This is a genomic window from Pseudomonas sp. Con_6 (genome assembly GCF_059379395.1).
In genome coordinates this window covers 12,563-27,975 of the sequence record NZ_CM182011.1, presented here as the reverse complement: position 1 = coordinate 27,975, position 15,413 = coordinate 12,563, and the positions used below count along the sequence as shown (strand labels likewise).

At 57.0% G+C, this 15,413-nt stretch carries 14 protein-coding genes; 6 read left to right on the top strand and 8 right to left on the bottom strand.

What is annotated here, in order from left to right:
* Window positions 1–235: 235 nt before the first annotated feature.
* From AC5QPF_RS00110 to AC5QPF_RS00085, 6 genes are all read right to left on the bottom strand, one after another.
* Complete coding sequence (locus tag AC5QPF_RS00110; protein ID WP_011953092.1) at window positions 236–583, bottom strand: copper-binding protein; 348 nt, start codon at window positions 581–583, stop codon at window positions 236–238.
* Complete coding sequence (locus AC5QPF_RS00105; RefSeq protein ID WP_494961511.1) at window positions 580–3,738, bottom strand: CusA/CzcA family heavy metal efflux RND transporter; 3,159 nt, start codon at window positions 3,736–3,738, stop codon at window positions 580–582. Before AC5QPF_RS00105 ends, AC5QPF_RS00110 begins: the two co-directional genes overlap by 4 nt.
* Window positions 3,735–5,201: an efflux RND transporter periplasmic adaptor subunit gene (locus AC5QPF_RS00100; RefSeq protein WP_011953090.1), complete on the bottom strand. Its 1,467-nt coding sequence runs from the start codon at window positions 5,199–5,201 to the stop codon at window positions 3,735–3,737. The genes AC5QPF_RS00105 and AC5QPF_RS00100 overlap by 4 nt, the downstream gene beginning before the upstream one ends.
* The gene (locus AC5QPF_RS00095) at window positions 5,198–6,451 is read right to left on the bottom strand and encodes a TolC family protein (protein ID WP_011953089.1); all 1,254 of its coding nucleotides are present in this window, start codon (window positions 6,449–6,451) and stop codon (window positions 5,198–5,200) included. Before AC5QPF_RS00095 ends, AC5QPF_RS00100 begins: the two co-directional genes overlap by 4 nt.
* 470 nt (window positions 6,452–6,921) lie before the next feature.
* Complete coding sequence (locus AC5QPF_RS00090; protein WP_011953087.1) at window positions 6,922–8,328, bottom strand: heavy metal sensor histidine kinase; 1,407 nt, start codon at window positions 8,326–8,328, stop codon at window positions 6,922–6,924.
* The gene (locus AC5QPF_RS00085) at window positions 8,328–9,005 is read right to left on the bottom strand and encodes a heavy metal response regulator transcription factor (protein ID WP_011953086.1); all 678 of its coding nucleotides are present in this window, start codon (window positions 9,003–9,005) and stop codon (window positions 8,328–8,330) included. The genes AC5QPF_RS00090 and AC5QPF_RS00085 overlap by 1 nt, the downstream gene beginning before the upstream one ends.
* 166 nt (window positions 9,006–9,171) lie before the next feature.
* Here AC5QPF_RS00085 and AC5QPF_RS00080 point away from each other — a divergent pair, with 166 nt between their 5' ends.
* From AC5QPF_RS00080 to AC5QPF_RS00055, 6 genes are all read left to right on the top strand, one after another.
* Window positions 9,172–9,378 (top strand): co-regulatory protein PtrA N-terminal domain-containing protein, encoded by a 207-nt coding sequence (locus AC5QPF_RS00080; RefSeq protein ID WP_011953085.1) that lies wholly within the window; start codon window positions 9,172–9,174, stop codon window positions 9,376–9,378.
* A 182-nt stretch (window positions 9,379–9,560) separates the two neighbouring features.
* On the top strand, window positions 9,561–11,519 hold the full coding sequence (locus AC5QPF_RS00075) for a copper resistance system multicopper oxidase (RefSeq protein ID WP_494961510.1): 1,959 nt from the start codon (window positions 9,561–9,563) through the stop codon (window positions 11,517–11,519).
* Window positions 11,520–11,533: 14 nt separating this feature from the next.
* Window positions 11,534–11,857 (top strand): hypothetical protein, encoded by a 324-nt coding sequence (locus AC5QPF_RS00070; protein ID WP_012269845.1) that lies wholly within the window; start codon window positions 11,534–11,536, stop codon window positions 11,855–11,857.
* Window positions 11,847–12,962 (top strand): copper resistance protein B, encoded by a 1,116-nt coding sequence (locus tag AC5QPF_RS00065; protein ID WP_011953082.1) that lies wholly within the window; start codon window positions 11,847–11,849, stop codon window positions 12,960–12,962. Before AC5QPF_RS00070 ends, AC5QPF_RS00065 begins: the two co-directional genes overlap by 11 nt.
* Window positions 12,963–12,971: 9 nt before the next feature.
* Window positions 12,972–13,751 (top strand): c-type cytochrome, encoded by a 780-nt coding sequence (locus AC5QPF_RS00060; protein ID WP_011953081.1) that lies wholly within the window; start codon window positions 12,972–12,974, stop codon window positions 13,749–13,751.
* Window positions 13,741–14,196, top strand: coding sequence for a DUF411 domain-containing protein (locus tag AC5QPF_RS00055; protein WP_011953080.1), 456 nt, complete (start codon window positions 13,741–13,743; stop codon window positions 14,194–14,196). Before AC5QPF_RS00060 ends, AC5QPF_RS00055 begins: the two co-directional genes overlap by 11 nt.
* A 97-nt stretch (window positions 14,197–14,293) precedes the next feature.
* On the opposite strand, the gene AC5QPF_RS00050 is transcribed toward AC5QPF_RS00055, so the two are convergent.
* Window positions 14,294–14,626: a DUF2790 domain-containing protein gene (locus tag AC5QPF_RS00050; protein WP_011953079.1), complete on the bottom strand. Its 333-nt coding sequence runs from the start codon at window positions 14,624–14,626 to the stop codon at window positions 14,294–14,296.
* A 371-nt stretch (window positions 14,627–14,997) separates the two neighbouring features.
* Window positions 14,998–15,357, bottom strand: a complete 360-nt coding sequence (locus AC5QPF_RS00045; RefSeq protein ID WP_010951431.1) for a histone-like nucleoid-structuring protein, MvaT/MvaU family — start codon at window positions 15,355–15,357, stop codon at window positions 14,998–15,000.
* Window positions 15,358–15,413: the final 56 nt, after the last annotated feature.

Below are 15,413 nucleotides of genomic sequence, written 5' to 3'. Positions count from 1 at the left end.
CGATGCCCTGTCCGCTTTCGACCCATATAGATCGTGATGCACGAAGATCTCTGCTCAAACGTCAGCTACTACTCTGATCTGAATGCATCCCGGCTACAGAGCGCAAAGACCAACTAGCGTCCCGAGGCACAGAGCTGAAGGCGGCGCGGTCAGGAATTGCGGCAGCACTTTTTCCAAAGTTTGGCTAAATGACCCTGCCTATCAGCTCTAATAGGCAGGGTTAGAAGTCAATCCGTCACTGCTTGCGAATGCCTACGATCGTCGCTGTGCCCCCATTCATTCGGAAATCGAAGCTGACCTTGTCGCCTACCTTGAGTCCCTTGAGTTGCTGCTCGGTAGCGCTGAAGCCCATGGTCATTGCCGGCCATTTCAGGGCTGATACTGGTCCATGCGCCAAGGTAACTTTACCTGGTTCCAAAGCTTTGATGGTTCCCTCAGCCGATGCAGTCGGAGCCGCCTGGCTGCCTTGGGTCTCGTTGCCTTCCATGGGCATATTCTTCATATCCGTGCCATACATGTCTTGGGCCTGCACCGCCGCCGCAACGGCGAACACCAGGCCAGCGCTGATCAGTAGCTTCTTCATCGGGTTACTCCTGTTTGGGGGTTATCGTGTACAGCGAGTCCGCGGCGCCTGACGAGCCAGTAAGCCGCAGGGATTACAAATAGTGAGAGCAAAGGCGCGGTGAGCATGCCGCCGACCATGGGTACAGCGATCCGGCTCATGACTTCGCTGCCGGTACCGCTACTCCAGAGGATTGGCATCAAGCCTGCGACGATCACTGCTACGGTCATGGCTTTGGGGCGGATGCGCTGCACGGCCCCTTCGCGGATAGCATCCAGAAGCGCAGGTTGCCCCTGCGTACCGTTGCCGTTTCGTTCAGTCCAGGCATTGTTGAGGTAGATCAGCATGATGACTCCAAACTCTGCTGCGACCCCAGCCAAGGCGATAAAACCGACACCCGTGGCCACCGACAGGTTGTAGCCCATCATGTACAGCAGCCATACGCCGCCGGTTAGCGCAAATGGCAAGGTAGCCATGATCAGCAGCGCTTCACCGAGGCGGCCAAGCGTGAGGTAGAGAAGGACGAAAATAATGGCCAGCGTCGCCGGTACTACCCATGCTAAGCGCGCATTGGCGCGCTCCAGGTATTCGAACTGCCCGGAATAGCTCAAGCTTATGCCAGGATCGAGCTTCACCTGCTGATCGACTAGCCGGCGCAGGTCGGCAACGACGGAGGACAGGTCCCGTCTCCGCACGTCGATATACACCCAGCCCGAGGGGCGCGCGTTTTCACTCTTGAGCATGGGTGGACCGTCCGCAATACGCACCCGTGCCACGGTTCCCAGTGTGATTCGCCCCCCTTGGCTGGTGTAAATCGGTAGCTGCCGCAGGGCATCAACAGAGTCACGCCACTCCCGTGGGTACCGAACACTGATGGGATATCGCGCCAGGCCTTCTACGGTTTCGCCGATGTTTTCGCCCCCAACGGCGCCGGCAACAATCGCTTGGACATCAGCAATGTTCAGGCCGTAACGCGCTGCGAATTGGCGGTCGATATCCAGATCGATGTAGCGTCCACCGGTTAATCGCTCGGCGAGGGCGGAAGTCACCCCTGGAACCGTTTTGGCCACCTTCTCGATAGCCAGAGTCACCCGGTCGATCTCATTCAAATTGCTGCCGGCAACCTTTACGCCGATCGGGCTTTTGATACCGGTTGCGAGCATGTCGATACGGTTTCGAATCGGTGGGATCCAGATATTGGTTAGCCCAGGTACCTGCACGGTACGGTCCAGCTCTTCGATCAGCTTCTCAGTGGTCATCCCTGCTCGCCACTGATCCTTCGGTTTAAGTCGGACAGTCGTCTCGAACATCTCCAGCGGGGCCGGGTCGGTCGCTGATTCAGCCCGGCCCGCTTTACCGAAGACACTGGCGACCTCCGGTACCGTTCGGATCAGCCGGTCCGTACGTTGCAAAAGCTCAGAGGCTTTCTGCGCCGAAAGACCTGGCAGGGCAGTCGGCATGTACAGCAAATCGCCTTCATCCAGTGGCGGCAAGAATTCGCCGCCGAGCTGGCTCAGGGGCCAGACACTGCTGAGCAAAATCAACAGTGCACCCGCCAACGTGAGCTTTGGCCGGCGTAGAACGATCTCCAATGCTGGGCGATAGAGCCGTATCAGGGTTCGATTGAGTGGGTTGCGCTCTTCTGCCGGTAAACGACCCCGAATCCAGTACCCCATCAGCACGGGTACCAGGGTAACCGAAAGGCCCGCTGCTGCTGCCATTGCATAAGTCTTGGTGAATGCGAGGGGCGCAAACAGCCTTCCCTCCTGAGCCTGCAAGGTGAATACCGGTATGAAGGACAGCGTAATGATCATGAGGCTGAAGAACAGCGCAGGCCCGACCTCGACTGCTGCCTCAGTCATCACTTTCCAATGATCTTCGCCACGCAACGACTTTCCAGGGTGCCACGTATGCCAAGCCTCAACCCGTTTGTGCGCGTTCTCAATCATCACCACAGCGGCGTCCACCATCGCACCGATTGCAATGGCTATGCCCCCAAGCGACATGATGTTGGCGTTGATGCCCTGGTGGCGCATGACGATCAGGGCAATGAGGACACCAACCGGAAGCGAGACGATGGCGACCAACGATGAGCGCAGATGCCAAAGAAATGCAGCGCACACCAGTGCGACCACGATGAACTCTTCAATCAGCTTCTGGCTCAGATTTTCCACAGCACGATCGATCAACTGGCTACGGTCGTAGGTAGTGACCAGCTCGACCCCGGCAGGCAGGCTTTTTTCCAGCGATTCAAGCTTGGATTTGACGTGAGCGATGGCATCTTTCGCATTCTTGCCACTGCGCAGAATTACTACGCCGCCCACCGCTTCGCCCTGTCCATCAAGCTCGCCGATGCCGCGACGTGCCTCAGGGCCCAGCTGTACAGTGGCTACATCGCCCAGTGTTACGGGTATACCCTTCGCAGCCAGGCGCAGGGGAATGGCTCGGAAATCATCGAGTGACTTCAGATAGCCGGAAGCCCTTACCATGAACTCAGCTTCGCCTTGTTCGAGCACGCCGCCACCGGTTTCCTGATTGGCCTTGGCGATGGCGTCCGAAACCTCAACTTGAGTGATTCCCAAGCTGGCCATGCGCAGCGGATCGAGCACTACCTGGTACTGCTTGACCATCCCGCCTATCGTCGCCACTTCGGCAACGTCCGGAAGAGTTTTCAACTCGAAGCGCAGGAACCAGTCCTGAAGGCTGCGCAGCTGTGCCAGGTCATGGGTACCACTGCGGTCCACCAGCGCATACTGGTAGATCCAGCCTACACCAGTGGCATCGGGTCCGAGCACTGGCTTAGCGGACGCCGGTAATCGAGACTGAACCTGGCTTAGGTATTCGAGCACCCTGGACCGCGCCCAATAGAGATCTGTGCCGTCCTCAAACAACACATATACGAAGCTGTCTCCAAATGCTGAAAAGCCCCGCACTGTCTTGGCTCCGGGTACGGAAAGCATTGTGGTGGTCAGGGGATATGTCACCTGATTTTCCACGATCTGCGGTGCCTGCCCTGGGTAGGAGGTGCGGATAATCACCTGCACATCTGACAGGTCAGGCAACGCGTCGATCGGCAAACTGCGCAGAGAGAAAACGCCCCAAGCTACGGCAAACAGTGTTGCCAGCAGGACCAGGACGCGGTTGCCAACCGACCAACGAATCAGGTTCGCGATCATGGCTGGTTCTCCTGCTGGGTTATTTGCTCGATGACCATGCCTTCATCGCGCTCGCGCACTCCAAACCGGATGCGTTCGCCAACCTTGAGTCCGGCAATCAAGCGGGGATCTGCCACAGGGAAAGTCATCGTCATACCAGGCATGCCCAGCGTCACGAACGGTCCATGAGCGATGGTCAGCTGATTACCTTCTATTTGAACGATGCGCCCATTGGCCTGATGTAGAGCCGGCTGTACAGGTTGCGCAAGTGGAGCATCGCCAGCAGTAACGGCCTCGATACCTTTCAAGCTCGCTTCGGAGTCCAGCAGAAACTGCCCGGACGCCACAACGCGCTGGCCCGCCTGAAGGCCTCGCAGCACGACCACCTGGCCAGCACTTTCCTGGCCGAGCACTACTTCCACCGGCCGGAATCGACCTCCGTCTTCTGACACCATTACGAGATCGCGTTTCCCCGTCCGAATGATCGCCTCGGCTGGCACCAGTAGGCTGTCATCCTGTTGCCCGGACGGATGGAGGGAAACCTGCGCGGTCATGCCTGGGCGCAACCGGCCGCCGGGGTTGGGCAGTTCTATACGAAGCCGCAAGGTGCGGCTTTGCAGATCCGCATCAGCCAGCAATGCGGTCAGCTTGCCGGGAACAGGTTCGCCTGGGAACGCTGCCAGATTCGCCTGCACTGCCTGTCCTTCCTGTAGGCCTTGGGCTTGCGCTTCAGGTACTGCGGCCTCAAGCCAGACGTTCGCGATACCATTGATCTTCGCCAACGTTGCACCCGGTGTCATTGTCATGCCTGGCCGCAATTCCAGAGCCTGAAGGACGCCTGCTGTTGGGGCCAAGAGCGTTACCGAATTCTGGACCCTTCCCGTACGGTCAATCCGGTTGATAAGATCGGCAGGCATACCCGCCAGCAGTAGTCGTTGCCGAGCTGCAGCGCGCAATTCATTGTCCCCAGATCGCTGAAGCGCCAGGTACTCTTCCTGCAAGCCCGCCCATTCAGGCGTCAACACATCTGCCAATGGGGCGCCCTTGGCAACCACGTCGCCTGTAGCGCGGCCATAGGTGCGTTCGACGTAGCCACCGGTACGAGCCTGCAGAACGCTAAAATCCCGCTCATCGAAGGTAAGCACGCCGCTCACCTGGAGGGTTCGAGCAAGCTGCCCTTTCGCTACGGTAGCCAGACGGACCCCCAGGTTTTGTTGGAGCCCCTGTGAAACTTGAACTGCGGGGCTCACCTCAGCAGCGGTGCTTTCCTGGTACTTCGGCACCAGTGGCATGTCCATGAAGGGCGACTTGCCCGGTGCTGGAAAGTGCTGCTGGGGGTACATCGGGTCATACCAATACAGCACCTTCTGTAGCGTTTCAGGGGAGGCAGTGGACACCTGCCCACGCTTTGCTAGCTGATAGCCAACGCCACCGCCGATAGCCAACGCGGCCAATACCACAAGGCTGATAGTTGAATTTCTCATGCGCGCACCTCTCCATACGCGAAGTGCAGCCGTGCAGCTGTCGCGGCCAACTGTCCTTGCAGATCGATGTCTTGCAGTCGTGTTTCAACCCGCTGACGTCGAGCGGTGAGAACCTCACTTAAGGGTGATTTACCGGCTCGATAGTCAGCAAGGGCGAGGCGGACTCGATCCTCCGCTAGCGGTAACAATGTTTCACGGCTGCGCTGCACTGCTCGCTGCAATCGCTGGTAATCCGCAAGATCTGTCTCCAGCTGCGCTTTATGCTCACGCAATGCCGCTTCCTGTTCGTCCTCCAGTTGCCGGACTTGTGCGCGACGTGCCGCGATCATCGGGTCCTGCCGTGAGCCAGCGAACAAGGGCAGTTGGAAACTTACCTGCAGGCTCACCATATTGCTGAATTCAGGCCCGCGCCGCTGGTAATCCACCTGCCACCCCCAGTCCGACTTCTTTTCTGCCAAGGCTTGGTGCACTTGAGCTTGTGCTTCCCGCGTAAGGGCGTTGTAGGTCGCCAATTCTGGATGTGCATGTATAGCGTGTAGATAGTCCGGCGCGCTCACTGGCCAGCGCGGAAATGCTTGAGCTTGCGGATCAGCATCCTCTCCAATCCATCGCTTGAGTGCAGCCCGTGCCTGAGCGGCCTGTGTGAGCAGAACATCTTTTTGCTCATCGAGTTGCGCAGCTTCCTGGTCAGGAGCAAGTGCGTCGGCCGTCGCGCCGGTACCGCCGGCCAGGCGTGCGCGGATTGCTGCGGCCAACAGACGGTTTTCTTTGTAGAAGTCCTCAAACTGCTGCAGTTTCCGTTGAACGGTGTACGCCGCGACCCAAGCTTGGGCTGTGGCAGCACGCACTTTTAAGCGCTCGAACACCGCCTCTGCATCGGCTCGCTCAACGCTCGCTCGTGCCGTCTCAACTCGTGCCTCCCGCTTGTCCCGGTTTGGTACTTCCTGGGAGAGGCCGACAACCTGCATCGTCATGAAATCGCGGTTCATGCTCCAACGATCACTGCCGTCAACAGGAAGGTTCTGCACTCCTAGGTTGAGACGTGGATCAGGCAGCTCGCCTGCTGGGATCACAGCGTGTCGAGCGGCCGTCATTTGCTCTTGCCTGGCCTGGAGGATGGGGGCATTGCGTTCGGCAAGTTGAAGCGCTTCCTCCAGAGACAACGGTGTAGCCTGAGCCGGTAACGTCGACAACAGGCTGATCAGAGCGGCCAGACATGCCATCCCTAATCGGTAACGTGGGGGAGTCATGGAAATGATTCCTCAAAAAATCAGCGCGCAAGCGCATGCCATCATCCGGCTGCAAAACAGGACGATGGGGTGAATTTAAGAGGTAATCAGGCGCGGGGTGGCCGCCAAGGGTCAGGAGGCGCCCTGTTTACGAGGCTCACCGCATAGGTATCTACTGGCCTAGGCGCAGAATAGGTGAGCGTGGGGTTAATTATTTCGACCTGAACTGTGCTCGCGGTTCTACACTCCTGGCCCACTTTGCAGGCTTTGGAGTGGTCGGCAGCTGATCCTGGATCAGTATCCTGGCAACAATCGTGATCCATCCCCGCCATCATCTCCATCCCCATGGTTTGCATGGGGCATGGTTCAATGGCTGAGTCGACTCCCGCCATGCCGTTGAGAGGAAGCGATGCGATTAGAAGCAGGATGGTGAACAGTCGTAGGAGCCGGTTCATGATGGCCGAGTATAGGTTACACGCATGAAATGAGCATTAAGCCGTTTGAGGCTTGGAAGTGGATTGTTTGGCGTGCGGCAGAGCGATGTGAAAACTCGTCACGCCGTCAGCGGAGGTACACCAAATTCGCCCACCATGAGCCTCGATGATCGAACGCGTTATGGCCAGACCCAAGCCGGCGTTGCTTGGGCTTCCTTCCCGCCTTGCAGGGTCAGCGCGATAGAACCGGTCGAAGATTTTGTTGATATGTTCCGGATCAATCGTGGCCCCATTGTTCTGGACGGACAGGTTCACTTGATCAGCCGCCTCGACAATCCGGACGGCGATATCGTGGCCTTCGGGGGTATAGCGCAAAGCGTTGGATAGAATGTTGGAAACCGCCCGGTCAATCATTAGCCGGTCACCACGGATCGTACCTTCGCCTTGAAGGGCAAGCCGAATGCTTCGGTCTTCGGCTGCAAGCTGGTAGTACTCAATCAGTCTGGACACTAGCCCGACCAGATCGATATCAACCTGCTCGGGGATGATCAAGCCGTTATCAGCTTTTGCCAGGAACAGCATGTCATCGATCATGCGCGACATGCGCTTGAGGTCTTCAAGATTGGAGTAGAGGTTGTCTTCGTAGGCATCGAGGTCGCGTTTTTTGGTCAGAACGACTTCGGTATGCGTCAGAAGATTACTTACCGGAGTCCGCAGCTCATGTGCGATGTCGGCTGAGAAGTTTGATAGCCGGACGAACGCGTCTTCCAGGCGTGCAAGCATTCCGTTGAAGGAGAGGATCAGCTCCTGCAATTCAAGCGGCACGGGCTCCAATGGAATTCGCTCGCGAAGGGACCGGGCAGACATGGATGTCGCCACCTTGGTGATCTGCCCAACCGGCCGAAGACCGCTCTTGGCCACGATCCACCCCAATCCTGCACTAACCAGAGCGCTGATGACCAAGCCAATGCCGAACCACCATTGCAGCGTCTTGAAAAAGTGGGCATGGCTGGTGACATCCAGCATCAACATGACTGTTACCGGCGCCTGCGCCTGCGCTATAGCCAGTTGAGAGGTAATCCCCCGGAAGTTCCGCGAGTCGATTTGCCAGTCCCAAACGGCGCCAGAAGAGGCCTGCTTAAAGCGCTCAGGGATGCGGGATGCCTTGGAGTCCGAGAACAGGACAGTACCGTCAGCATCAAGAATCTCCGCAGAAAGGTCCTGATGAGCCCCCAACAAAGCACGCAGTTGAGGCTCCTGATCCTCAAGTTCATCACGTGCTGCTGAAAGTGAAAGGATGTGCCGGGTGGATTCGAGTTTCTCGGCCAGGGCTTGCTCATCCAGCATCTGGAAATGGTGCTGACTGAGCATGTAGAAGCTCACGCCGGCAACGACCAATACGGCGATGACCGCGAACATGAACATGAGGGTAAGGCGTTTAACGAGCGACGATTGGGCGCGCATTACTCGGGAACATCCATCAGATAGCCCATGCCACGAACTGTATGTATGAGCTTGGGGGCGAAATCGTCATCAATCTTGGCCCGCAACCTACGAACAGCAACCTCGATCACGTTAGTGTCGCTGTCGAAGTTCATATCCCACACCTGCGATGCGATCAGGGACTTCGGCAGTACCTCGCCGCGTCGGCGCATGAGTAGTTCCAGTAAGGAGAACTCCTTGGCTGTGAGGTCGATCCGCTTGCCATTTCGGGTGGCCCGGCGCTTAAGCAGGTCTACCTCCAGGTCAGCCATCTTCATAGTGGTCTGAGCATAGCCACTGCTGCCTCTTCGCAGCAAAGTGCGCACACGCGCTAGCAGTTCCGAGAATGCAAAGGGTTTGACCAGGTAATCGTCAGCCCCGAGTTCTAACCCTTTCACGCGATCGTCCACGCCATCACGGGCCGTCAAAAACAAGACTGGGACCTCTTTCCCTGCCGCACGTACCATCCGCAGCACCTCCCAGCCGTCTAGCCCCGGCATCATTACATCAAGAATCAGCAGGTCATACGCCTCGCTCAAAGCGTATTGCAGCGCGTCGGTCCCTGTGACCACACGATCGACGGTAAAGCCTGCCTCCGTCAGCCCTTGCTGCAGGTAGGCCCCGATTTTTGGCTCATCTTCGGCTACGAGTAATTTCATCTGCTGCGCCCCCTTGGATGCCCTTCAGTGTGCAGCAAAAAAGGCACCCAACCAGAAGCTGACGGAAAAGTAATGTCGGGCTCAGCTTGCTGACAGTGCCGGGTAGCTAGCTTGAGCACTGTGAACGGCGCCAATCAGGCGAAACTGACCCTTAGAGGAAACGCAAATGAACATGATCAAAGCGATTGTGATGGTAGTCACCTTCGGCATGGCGAGCCTCGCCCTGGCTGAAGGCGGCGCGGATCGCACCTTCGCCAGGATGGAAGCTGCACGTGCATCTTCCATGCAGGCTTACCAGGTTGCTCAGGAGAAAAAAGCAGAGGCTCCTGTTACCGCCCAAAGCCAAAAGCACCCCGGCCACGAGAGCTGCTGAGCTTAGCTTACAGAAATGTAATCACCCCGGAATCTGAACTATGTCAGCTTTCGGGGTATTGCCTCCCGCAATCCTTGTGCTTTGGCGAAAGTCTACGAGGCTTGGGGGAGCTCAATTGAAACCAGATGGCTGCGGATCCCGCAGTCTGGATATCAGCGATCTACCTGATTGGACGCAACGGCATGCAAAGCAAAACCACGAGACGTTCATTCGTCAAAGGCCTGGCTGCTACCGGACTACTGGGTGGGCTGGGCATGTGGCGCGCGCCGGTCTGGGCCGTAACCAGCCCTGGCCAGCCTAACGTACTGACCGGCACCGATTTTGACCTGTACATCGGGGAGCTCCCGGTGAACATTACCGGGGCAGCTCGAACGGCGATGGCCATCAACGGTTCGCTGCCAGGACCAATACTCCGTTGGCGCGAAGGCGACACGGTCACGCTACGGGTTCGCAACCGCTTGAAGCAGGACACGTCCATCCACTGGCACGGCATCATCCTGCCGGCGAATATGGACGGCGTGCCGGGTCTAAGCTTCCATGGCATCGCTCCCGACGGCATGTACGAGTACAAGTTCAAGGTCCACCAGAACGGCACCTACTGGTACCACAGCCATTCGGGCTTCCAGGAGCAGGTCGGTGTTTACGGTGCGCTGGTGATTGATGCCAAGGATCCAGAGCCTTTCACCTACGATCGTGACTATGTCGTCATGCTGAGTGATTGGACCGACGAAGACCCGGCGCGGGTTATGTCCAAGCTCAAAAAACAGTCGGACTATTACAACTTCCACAAGCGCACCGTTGGCGACTTCGTCGACGACGTGAGCGAGAAAGGTTGGTCTGCTGCTGTGGCCGATCGAAAGATGTGGGCCGAGATGAAGATGAGCCCAACCGATCTCGCTGACGTGAGCGGGCACACCTACACCTACCTCATGAACGGCCAGGCGCCAAATGGGAACTGGACGGGAATCTTCAAGCCAGGGGAGAAAATCCGGCTTCGCTTTATCAATGGCTCGGCGATGACCTATTTCGACGTGCGGATCCCCGGCTTGAAAATGACGGTTGTCGCAGCCGACGGTCAGTACGTTAAGCCAGTGTCGATCGATGAATTCCGGATTGCCGTTGCTGAAACCTACGATGTCATTGTCGAGCCTGAAAACGAGCAGGCTTACACCATCTTTGCTCAATCCATGGATCGCACCGGCTATTCAAGGGGTACCTTGGCTGTCCGTGAGGGCCTGCAGGCACCGGTGCCGGCTGTAGATCCAAGGCCTCTCATCTCCATGAGTGATATGGGGATGGACCACGGCAGCATGGGTGGCATGGATCACGGCAGCATGGCCGGTATGGACCACAGCAAGATGGCTGGCATGGACCACGGCAGCATGGCCGGTATGGACCATAGCAAGATGGCTGGCATGGACCACGGCAGCATGGCCGGTATGGACCATAGCAAGATGGCTGGCATGGACCACGGCAGCATGGCCGGTATGGACCATAGCAAGATGGCTGGCATGGACCACGGCAGCATGGCCGGTATGGACCATAGCAAGATGGCTGGCATGGACCACGGCAACATGACCGGTATGGACCAAAGCAATATGGCCGCCAGCGGTGCCATGCAGAACCATCCCGCCTCCGAAACAAACAACCCTCTGGTCGATATGCAGACCATGACCCCTACGCCAAAGCTGAGCGATCCGGGGATCGGGCTTCGCGATAACGGGCGTCGGGTTCTCACGTATTCGGATTTGCGTAGCACCTTCATCGACCCTGACAGCCGGGAACCTGGCCGGACAATCGAACTGCACCTTACCGGGCATATGGAAAAGTTCGCTTGGTCCTTCGATGGGATCAAGTTTTCTGACGCAGAGCCGCTGCGGCTCAAGTACGGCGAGCGCCTGCGTATTACCTTGGTCAACGACACCATGATGACTCACCCCATCCATCTGCACGGCATGTGGAGTGACCTGGAGGATGAGGACGGCAATTTCATGGTGCGAAAACACACGATCGATATGCCGCCTGGCTCGAAACGAAGCTATCGCGTAACCGCAGATGCACTCGGGCGCTGGGCCTATCACTGTCACCTCATGTACCACATGGAGATGGGCATGTTCCGAGAAGTCCGCGTGGACGAATGAACTGGAGATACGAGATGAGCAAACCAATGAAACGAAGCGCCTTTTTCCTCTCTGCCGCGATGGTTGGCCTGCTCGCGGTGTACGCCCCGTCTTCCTGGTCCAGTGACAACCATGATCAGCACTCTCAAAAGTCGTCCAACGCGGCGCAATCGAACGGCTCGAAGAGCAAGCAAGCCCAGGGCATGAACCATGAAGGCATGGATCACGGCTCCATGAAAGGCATGGATCATGGCTCTATGGAGGGCATGGATCATGGTTCCATGGAAGGAATGGATCACAGCAAAATGATGGAATCGCATGGCAGCGACAAAGCTAAGGCAGGGAAAAATGGCCAATAGCGTTGCACGACCATCGCTGCTGGCATTCGCCGTTTCTTTAGGTGTGCTGGGCGTTTCGCCCAGCTTCGCCGCTGAAATGGATCATTCCGGAATGGACCACTCGGCAATGGGCCACGGTGCCATGCAGATGGACCACGCCTCATCACAGGCTGCGATGCCGGGCATGGACCACAGCCAGATGGGCGCGAGCAAGCAACCCACGCAACCTGCACCCGTTGATCACAGCAAAATGGGCCATGGCCAGCCCAAAGCGAAACCCGCCTCGATGGACCACAGCAAGATGGACCATGGAAGCATGAAAGGCATGGATCACGGGTCCATGGAAGGCATGGATCATGGCGCGATGGGTCATTCCACGATGGGAAACGGGAACGCTGATTCGCCGACCCCGACCAGCCGTACGCCAATCCCGGTGCTGACTGATGCCGACCGGCAGGCTGCCTTCCCCCCGCTTGACGGGCACAAAATGGATGACAGCGGGTTCAACAGCTTTTTCTTGCTAGACCAACTGGAATACCAAGATGCCGATGAAGGTAGCACGCTTGCTTGGGATGCATCCGGCTGGGTGGGCGGCGATATCAATAGGCTCTGGATTCGCTCGGAAGGTGAACGAACCAATGGTGTGACTGAAGATGCTGAGCTGCAGCTCCTCTATGGCCGCTCGGTAAGCCCGTGGTGGGATGTTGTCGCCGGCGTCCGGCAGGATTTCAAACCGGAGGATCCGCAGACCTGGGCTGCGTTCGGTATTCAGGGCCTGGCCCTGTATGACTTCGAAGCTGAAGCCACCGCCTTTATCGGCGAGAACGGTCAAACCGCTGCCCGTCTGGAGGGCGAGTACGACATCTTGCTAACCAATCGTTTAATTCTTCAGCCAACCGCTGAGGCCAACTTTTATGGCAAGAACGACCCGGAACGCGGCGTCGGCTCTGGCCTGGCAAACACCGAAGTCGGGCTGCGGTTACGGTACGAGATTGTTCGCCAGTTCGCGCCATACATAGGTGTCACCTGGAGCCGTTCCTACGGCAAAACCGCCGATTTCATTCGGGATGAAGGCGGGGACGTGGACGAAGCTCGTTTTGTGGCCGGTATTCGGATGTGGTTTTGAGAACTCAACATGAAAAAAACAATTACAACGCTGGTGGCGGCAGGTGCTGTTACTAGCGCAGCAGTGCTAGGTGCTGCTTACTTCGGTCTCGTGAACGTTGGTGCGGACGACCCACACTTCCCCGCTGTGCATGCGTTTTTGGCCATGGCGCGGGATCGCTCGATTGAAGTCCGAGCAAGCGACATTGAGGTGCCAAACCTTAAAGATCCTGCTCTCATCCAAGCAGGGGCAGGCAACTACAACGCCATGTGTATCGGTTGCCACCTCGCGCCAGGGGTGGAGAAAACTGAACTCAGCCAAGCCCTATACCCATCCCCACCAAACCTCACCGAGATAGGTGTAAGCGGTGACCCTGCTGCTGCGTTTTGGACCATCAAGCACGGTATCAAAGCGACAGGCATGCCAGCCTGGGGTAAGAGCATGGACGACCAGTACATCTGGGGAATCGTCGCGTTCCTGGACCAGCTACCGCAACTCAATGCTGAGCAGTACCAGATGATGGTCGCTTCCAGTGGTGGTCACCAACATGGCGGTGGCGAAAGCGATATGCATAACCATGAAGGCCAACACGGTGGTGCGAAATCAGGTCATGGAAATCATGATGATTCCGCAGCAAACGGCGTGGCTGAGGAAAGTCATGATCATGGCAGTTCGCATTCGGAGTCTTCATCAGTAGCGGAGCACCACGGTGAACACGAGTCCGGCGAGGCGCACTCGGACCACCACACAGGTTCTACTCCCAAAACCCATGTGCACAAAGACGGGAAGGAGCACACTCATGACAAGTAAGCGCCGCTTCCTCGGTTTAAGTACCGCAGCGTCACTTCTAATCGCCTCAGCCGCCTTTGCTGCGGAGCCCCTGACTATCGATGTGCACCGGGACGCTAATTGCGGTTGCTGTAAGAAATGGATAGCGCACTTGGAGGCAAACGGCTTCAAGGTCGTCGACCACGTTGAAACGGACATGAGGGCGGTGAAGCAAGAGCTAGGAGTAGCTCCGAGGCTGGCTTCGTGTCACACCGCGGTTATCGATGGCAAGTTTGTGGAAGGTCACGTCCCCGCAGCCCAGGTGCAGGAGCTCATAAAGCGCAACGACCTGGCAGGCGTCGCGGTACCTGGCATGCCCGCTGGCTCACCAGGTATGGAGGTTGATGGCATGAAACACGCCTATCAAGTCATCGGCCTCACCAAGAGTGGGGACGATCAAGTAGTTGCCAGTTATCCTGACACGTAATGCAAGATGCCCCGGGGGAAGGGCTTCTGCCGGCCAGCCGACCAGCTGCAGCGCTGGTCGTGGTCAGCTTACTCCAAGACTTACCCTGTCCCTTCGGTCAGTTTTGACCTCTACAGTTAATTCCAGCAGAGCGATATTCGAGGATTTTCAACTCACCTGTTGAGTCCTCGTAATTCATCTGTGTCGGCATCACGTCGCAGCTACCTTTGAGCGAAGTCATACTGATAACTCTCGCCACATCCAGTTTCATTCCGTAGCGATAATGGATCACTTCAGGTGGTTTTTTTCCATTGGCAGCGGCGTAGGCACGCATTGCTTGCTCATTTGCCTGAATCATCTTTCCGTGTAAGCGATCAGATCCTCCTTCAGCTAAAGCGGATGAGGAGGCGATTACGAGCATGAGGGCGGCAATGCTTTTAGCGGTGTTCATTTCTGTTACTCCATGAAGACATGAGTGAAGCTTACCGACTGGGAGCTGTCATCCACGTGATCCAGGAATTACATGTTTGTAAGCAGGCTATCGATAATGATGGCTCTGAATACACGTGAAAGCCGCGTCGTTTCAGGCTGCGACAGTTTTAATTCTCTAGCGAATCAGTCTGAACCGGCGTTTTGGGTGATTGCGACAGTTTTGCGTTTCCTCTCCAAATGGCTGCAGGCCGCGAAAGACGGGACCCTCTAGCGACAGTTTTAATTCTCTAAATCCACCACCCGCAGAAAATTTCGTCACGCCCCAGAATGGGAATTTGCATTCGGGGCGCACCACGATTCATCTCGTGCCAGAAGCCGCCTGCAGTGCAATCAATTGGCGAGCCAAGACTCGACTACCTCAGCGCCATACTCGTTTTTCCAGGCCTTAAGCGTACGCTGATTACCACCCTTGGTCTCAACAACCTCTCCGCTGTGTGGATTCTTGTAGACCTTCACTTCGCGTGGTTTCCGAGAGGTTTTTGGGGCCATATCAGTGGAAGCCACCGCTTGCGGATCGAGGATCAGCACCACTTGGCGCAGGCCGTAGCCATACTCGTTGAGCAAACTGCGCAGCTTCGTTTCAAATTCCATTTCCTGCTTCAGGGCAGAGTCATTTTTCAGCGCTTCCAGCTCCGCCAGTTGGGCTGCGAGCTGTTGTTCGAGCAGGCGGAATTCAGCGAGACGGGACATAAGATTCTCCAAAATGGGTTCGATGATTTTAGCAATCAAGAAAGAAAGCGTGCTAA

Bases quoted from the DNA above. Each gene is read 5' to 3' on its own strand.
- AC5QPF_RS00055 (WP_011953080.1), top strand. From the start codon at position 13,741: ATGACAAGTAAGCGCCGCTTCCTCGGTTTAAGTACCGCAGCGTCACTT.
- AC5QPF_RS00080 (WP_011953085.1), top strand. From the start codon at position 9,172: ATGAACATGATCAAAGCGATTGTGATGGTAGTCACCTTCGGCATGGCG.
- AC5QPF_RS00065 (WP_011953082.1), top strand. From the start codon at position 11,847: ATGGCCAATAGCGTTGCACGACCATCGCTGCTGGCATTCGCCGTTTCT.
- AC5QPF_RS00110 (WP_011953092.1), bottom strand. From the start codon at position 583: ATGAAGAAGCTACTGATCAGCGCTGGCCTGGTGTTCGCCGTTGCGGCG.
- AC5QPF_RS00085 (WP_011953086.1), bottom strand. From the start codon at position 9,005: ATGAAATTACTCGTAGCCGAAGATGAGCCAAAAATCGGGGCCTACCTG.
- AC5QPF_RS00095 (WP_011953089.1), bottom strand. From the start codon at position 6,451: ATGACTCCCCCACGTTACCGATTAGGGATGGCATGTCTGGCCGCTCTG.
- AC5QPF_RS00060 (WP_011953081.1), top strand. From the start codon at position 12,972: ATGAAAAAAACAATTACAACGCTGGTGGCGGCAGGTGCTGTTACTAGC.
- AC5QPF_RS00100 (WP_011953090.1), bottom strand. From the start codon at position 5,201: ATGAGAAATTCAACTATCAGCCTTGTGGTATTGGCCGCGTTGGCTATC.
- AC5QPF_RS00090 (WP_011953087.1), bottom strand. From the start codon at position 8,328: ATGCGCGCCCAATCGTCGCTCGTTAAACGCCTTACCCTCATGTTCATG.
- AC5QPF_RS00105 (WP_494961511.1), bottom strand. From the start codon at position 3,738: ATGATCGCGAACCTGATTCGTTGGTCGGTTGGCAACCGCGTCCTGGTC.
- AC5QPF_RS00045 (WP_010951431.1), bottom strand. From the start codon at position 15,357: ATGTCCCGTCTCGCTGAATTCCGCCTGCTCGAACAACAGCTCGCAGCC.
- AC5QPF_RS00070 (WP_012269845.1), top strand. From the start codon at position 11,534: ATGAGCAAACCAATGAAACGAAGCGCCTTTTTCCTCTCTGCCGCGATG.
- AC5QPF_RS00075 (WP_494961510.1), top strand. From the start codon at position 9,561: ATGCAAAGCAAAACCACGAGACGTTCATTCGTCAAAGGCCTGGCTGCT.
- AC5QPF_RS00050 (WP_011953079.1), bottom strand. From the start codon at position 14,626: ATGAACACCGCTAAAAGCATTGCCGCCCTCATGCTCGTAATCGCCTCC.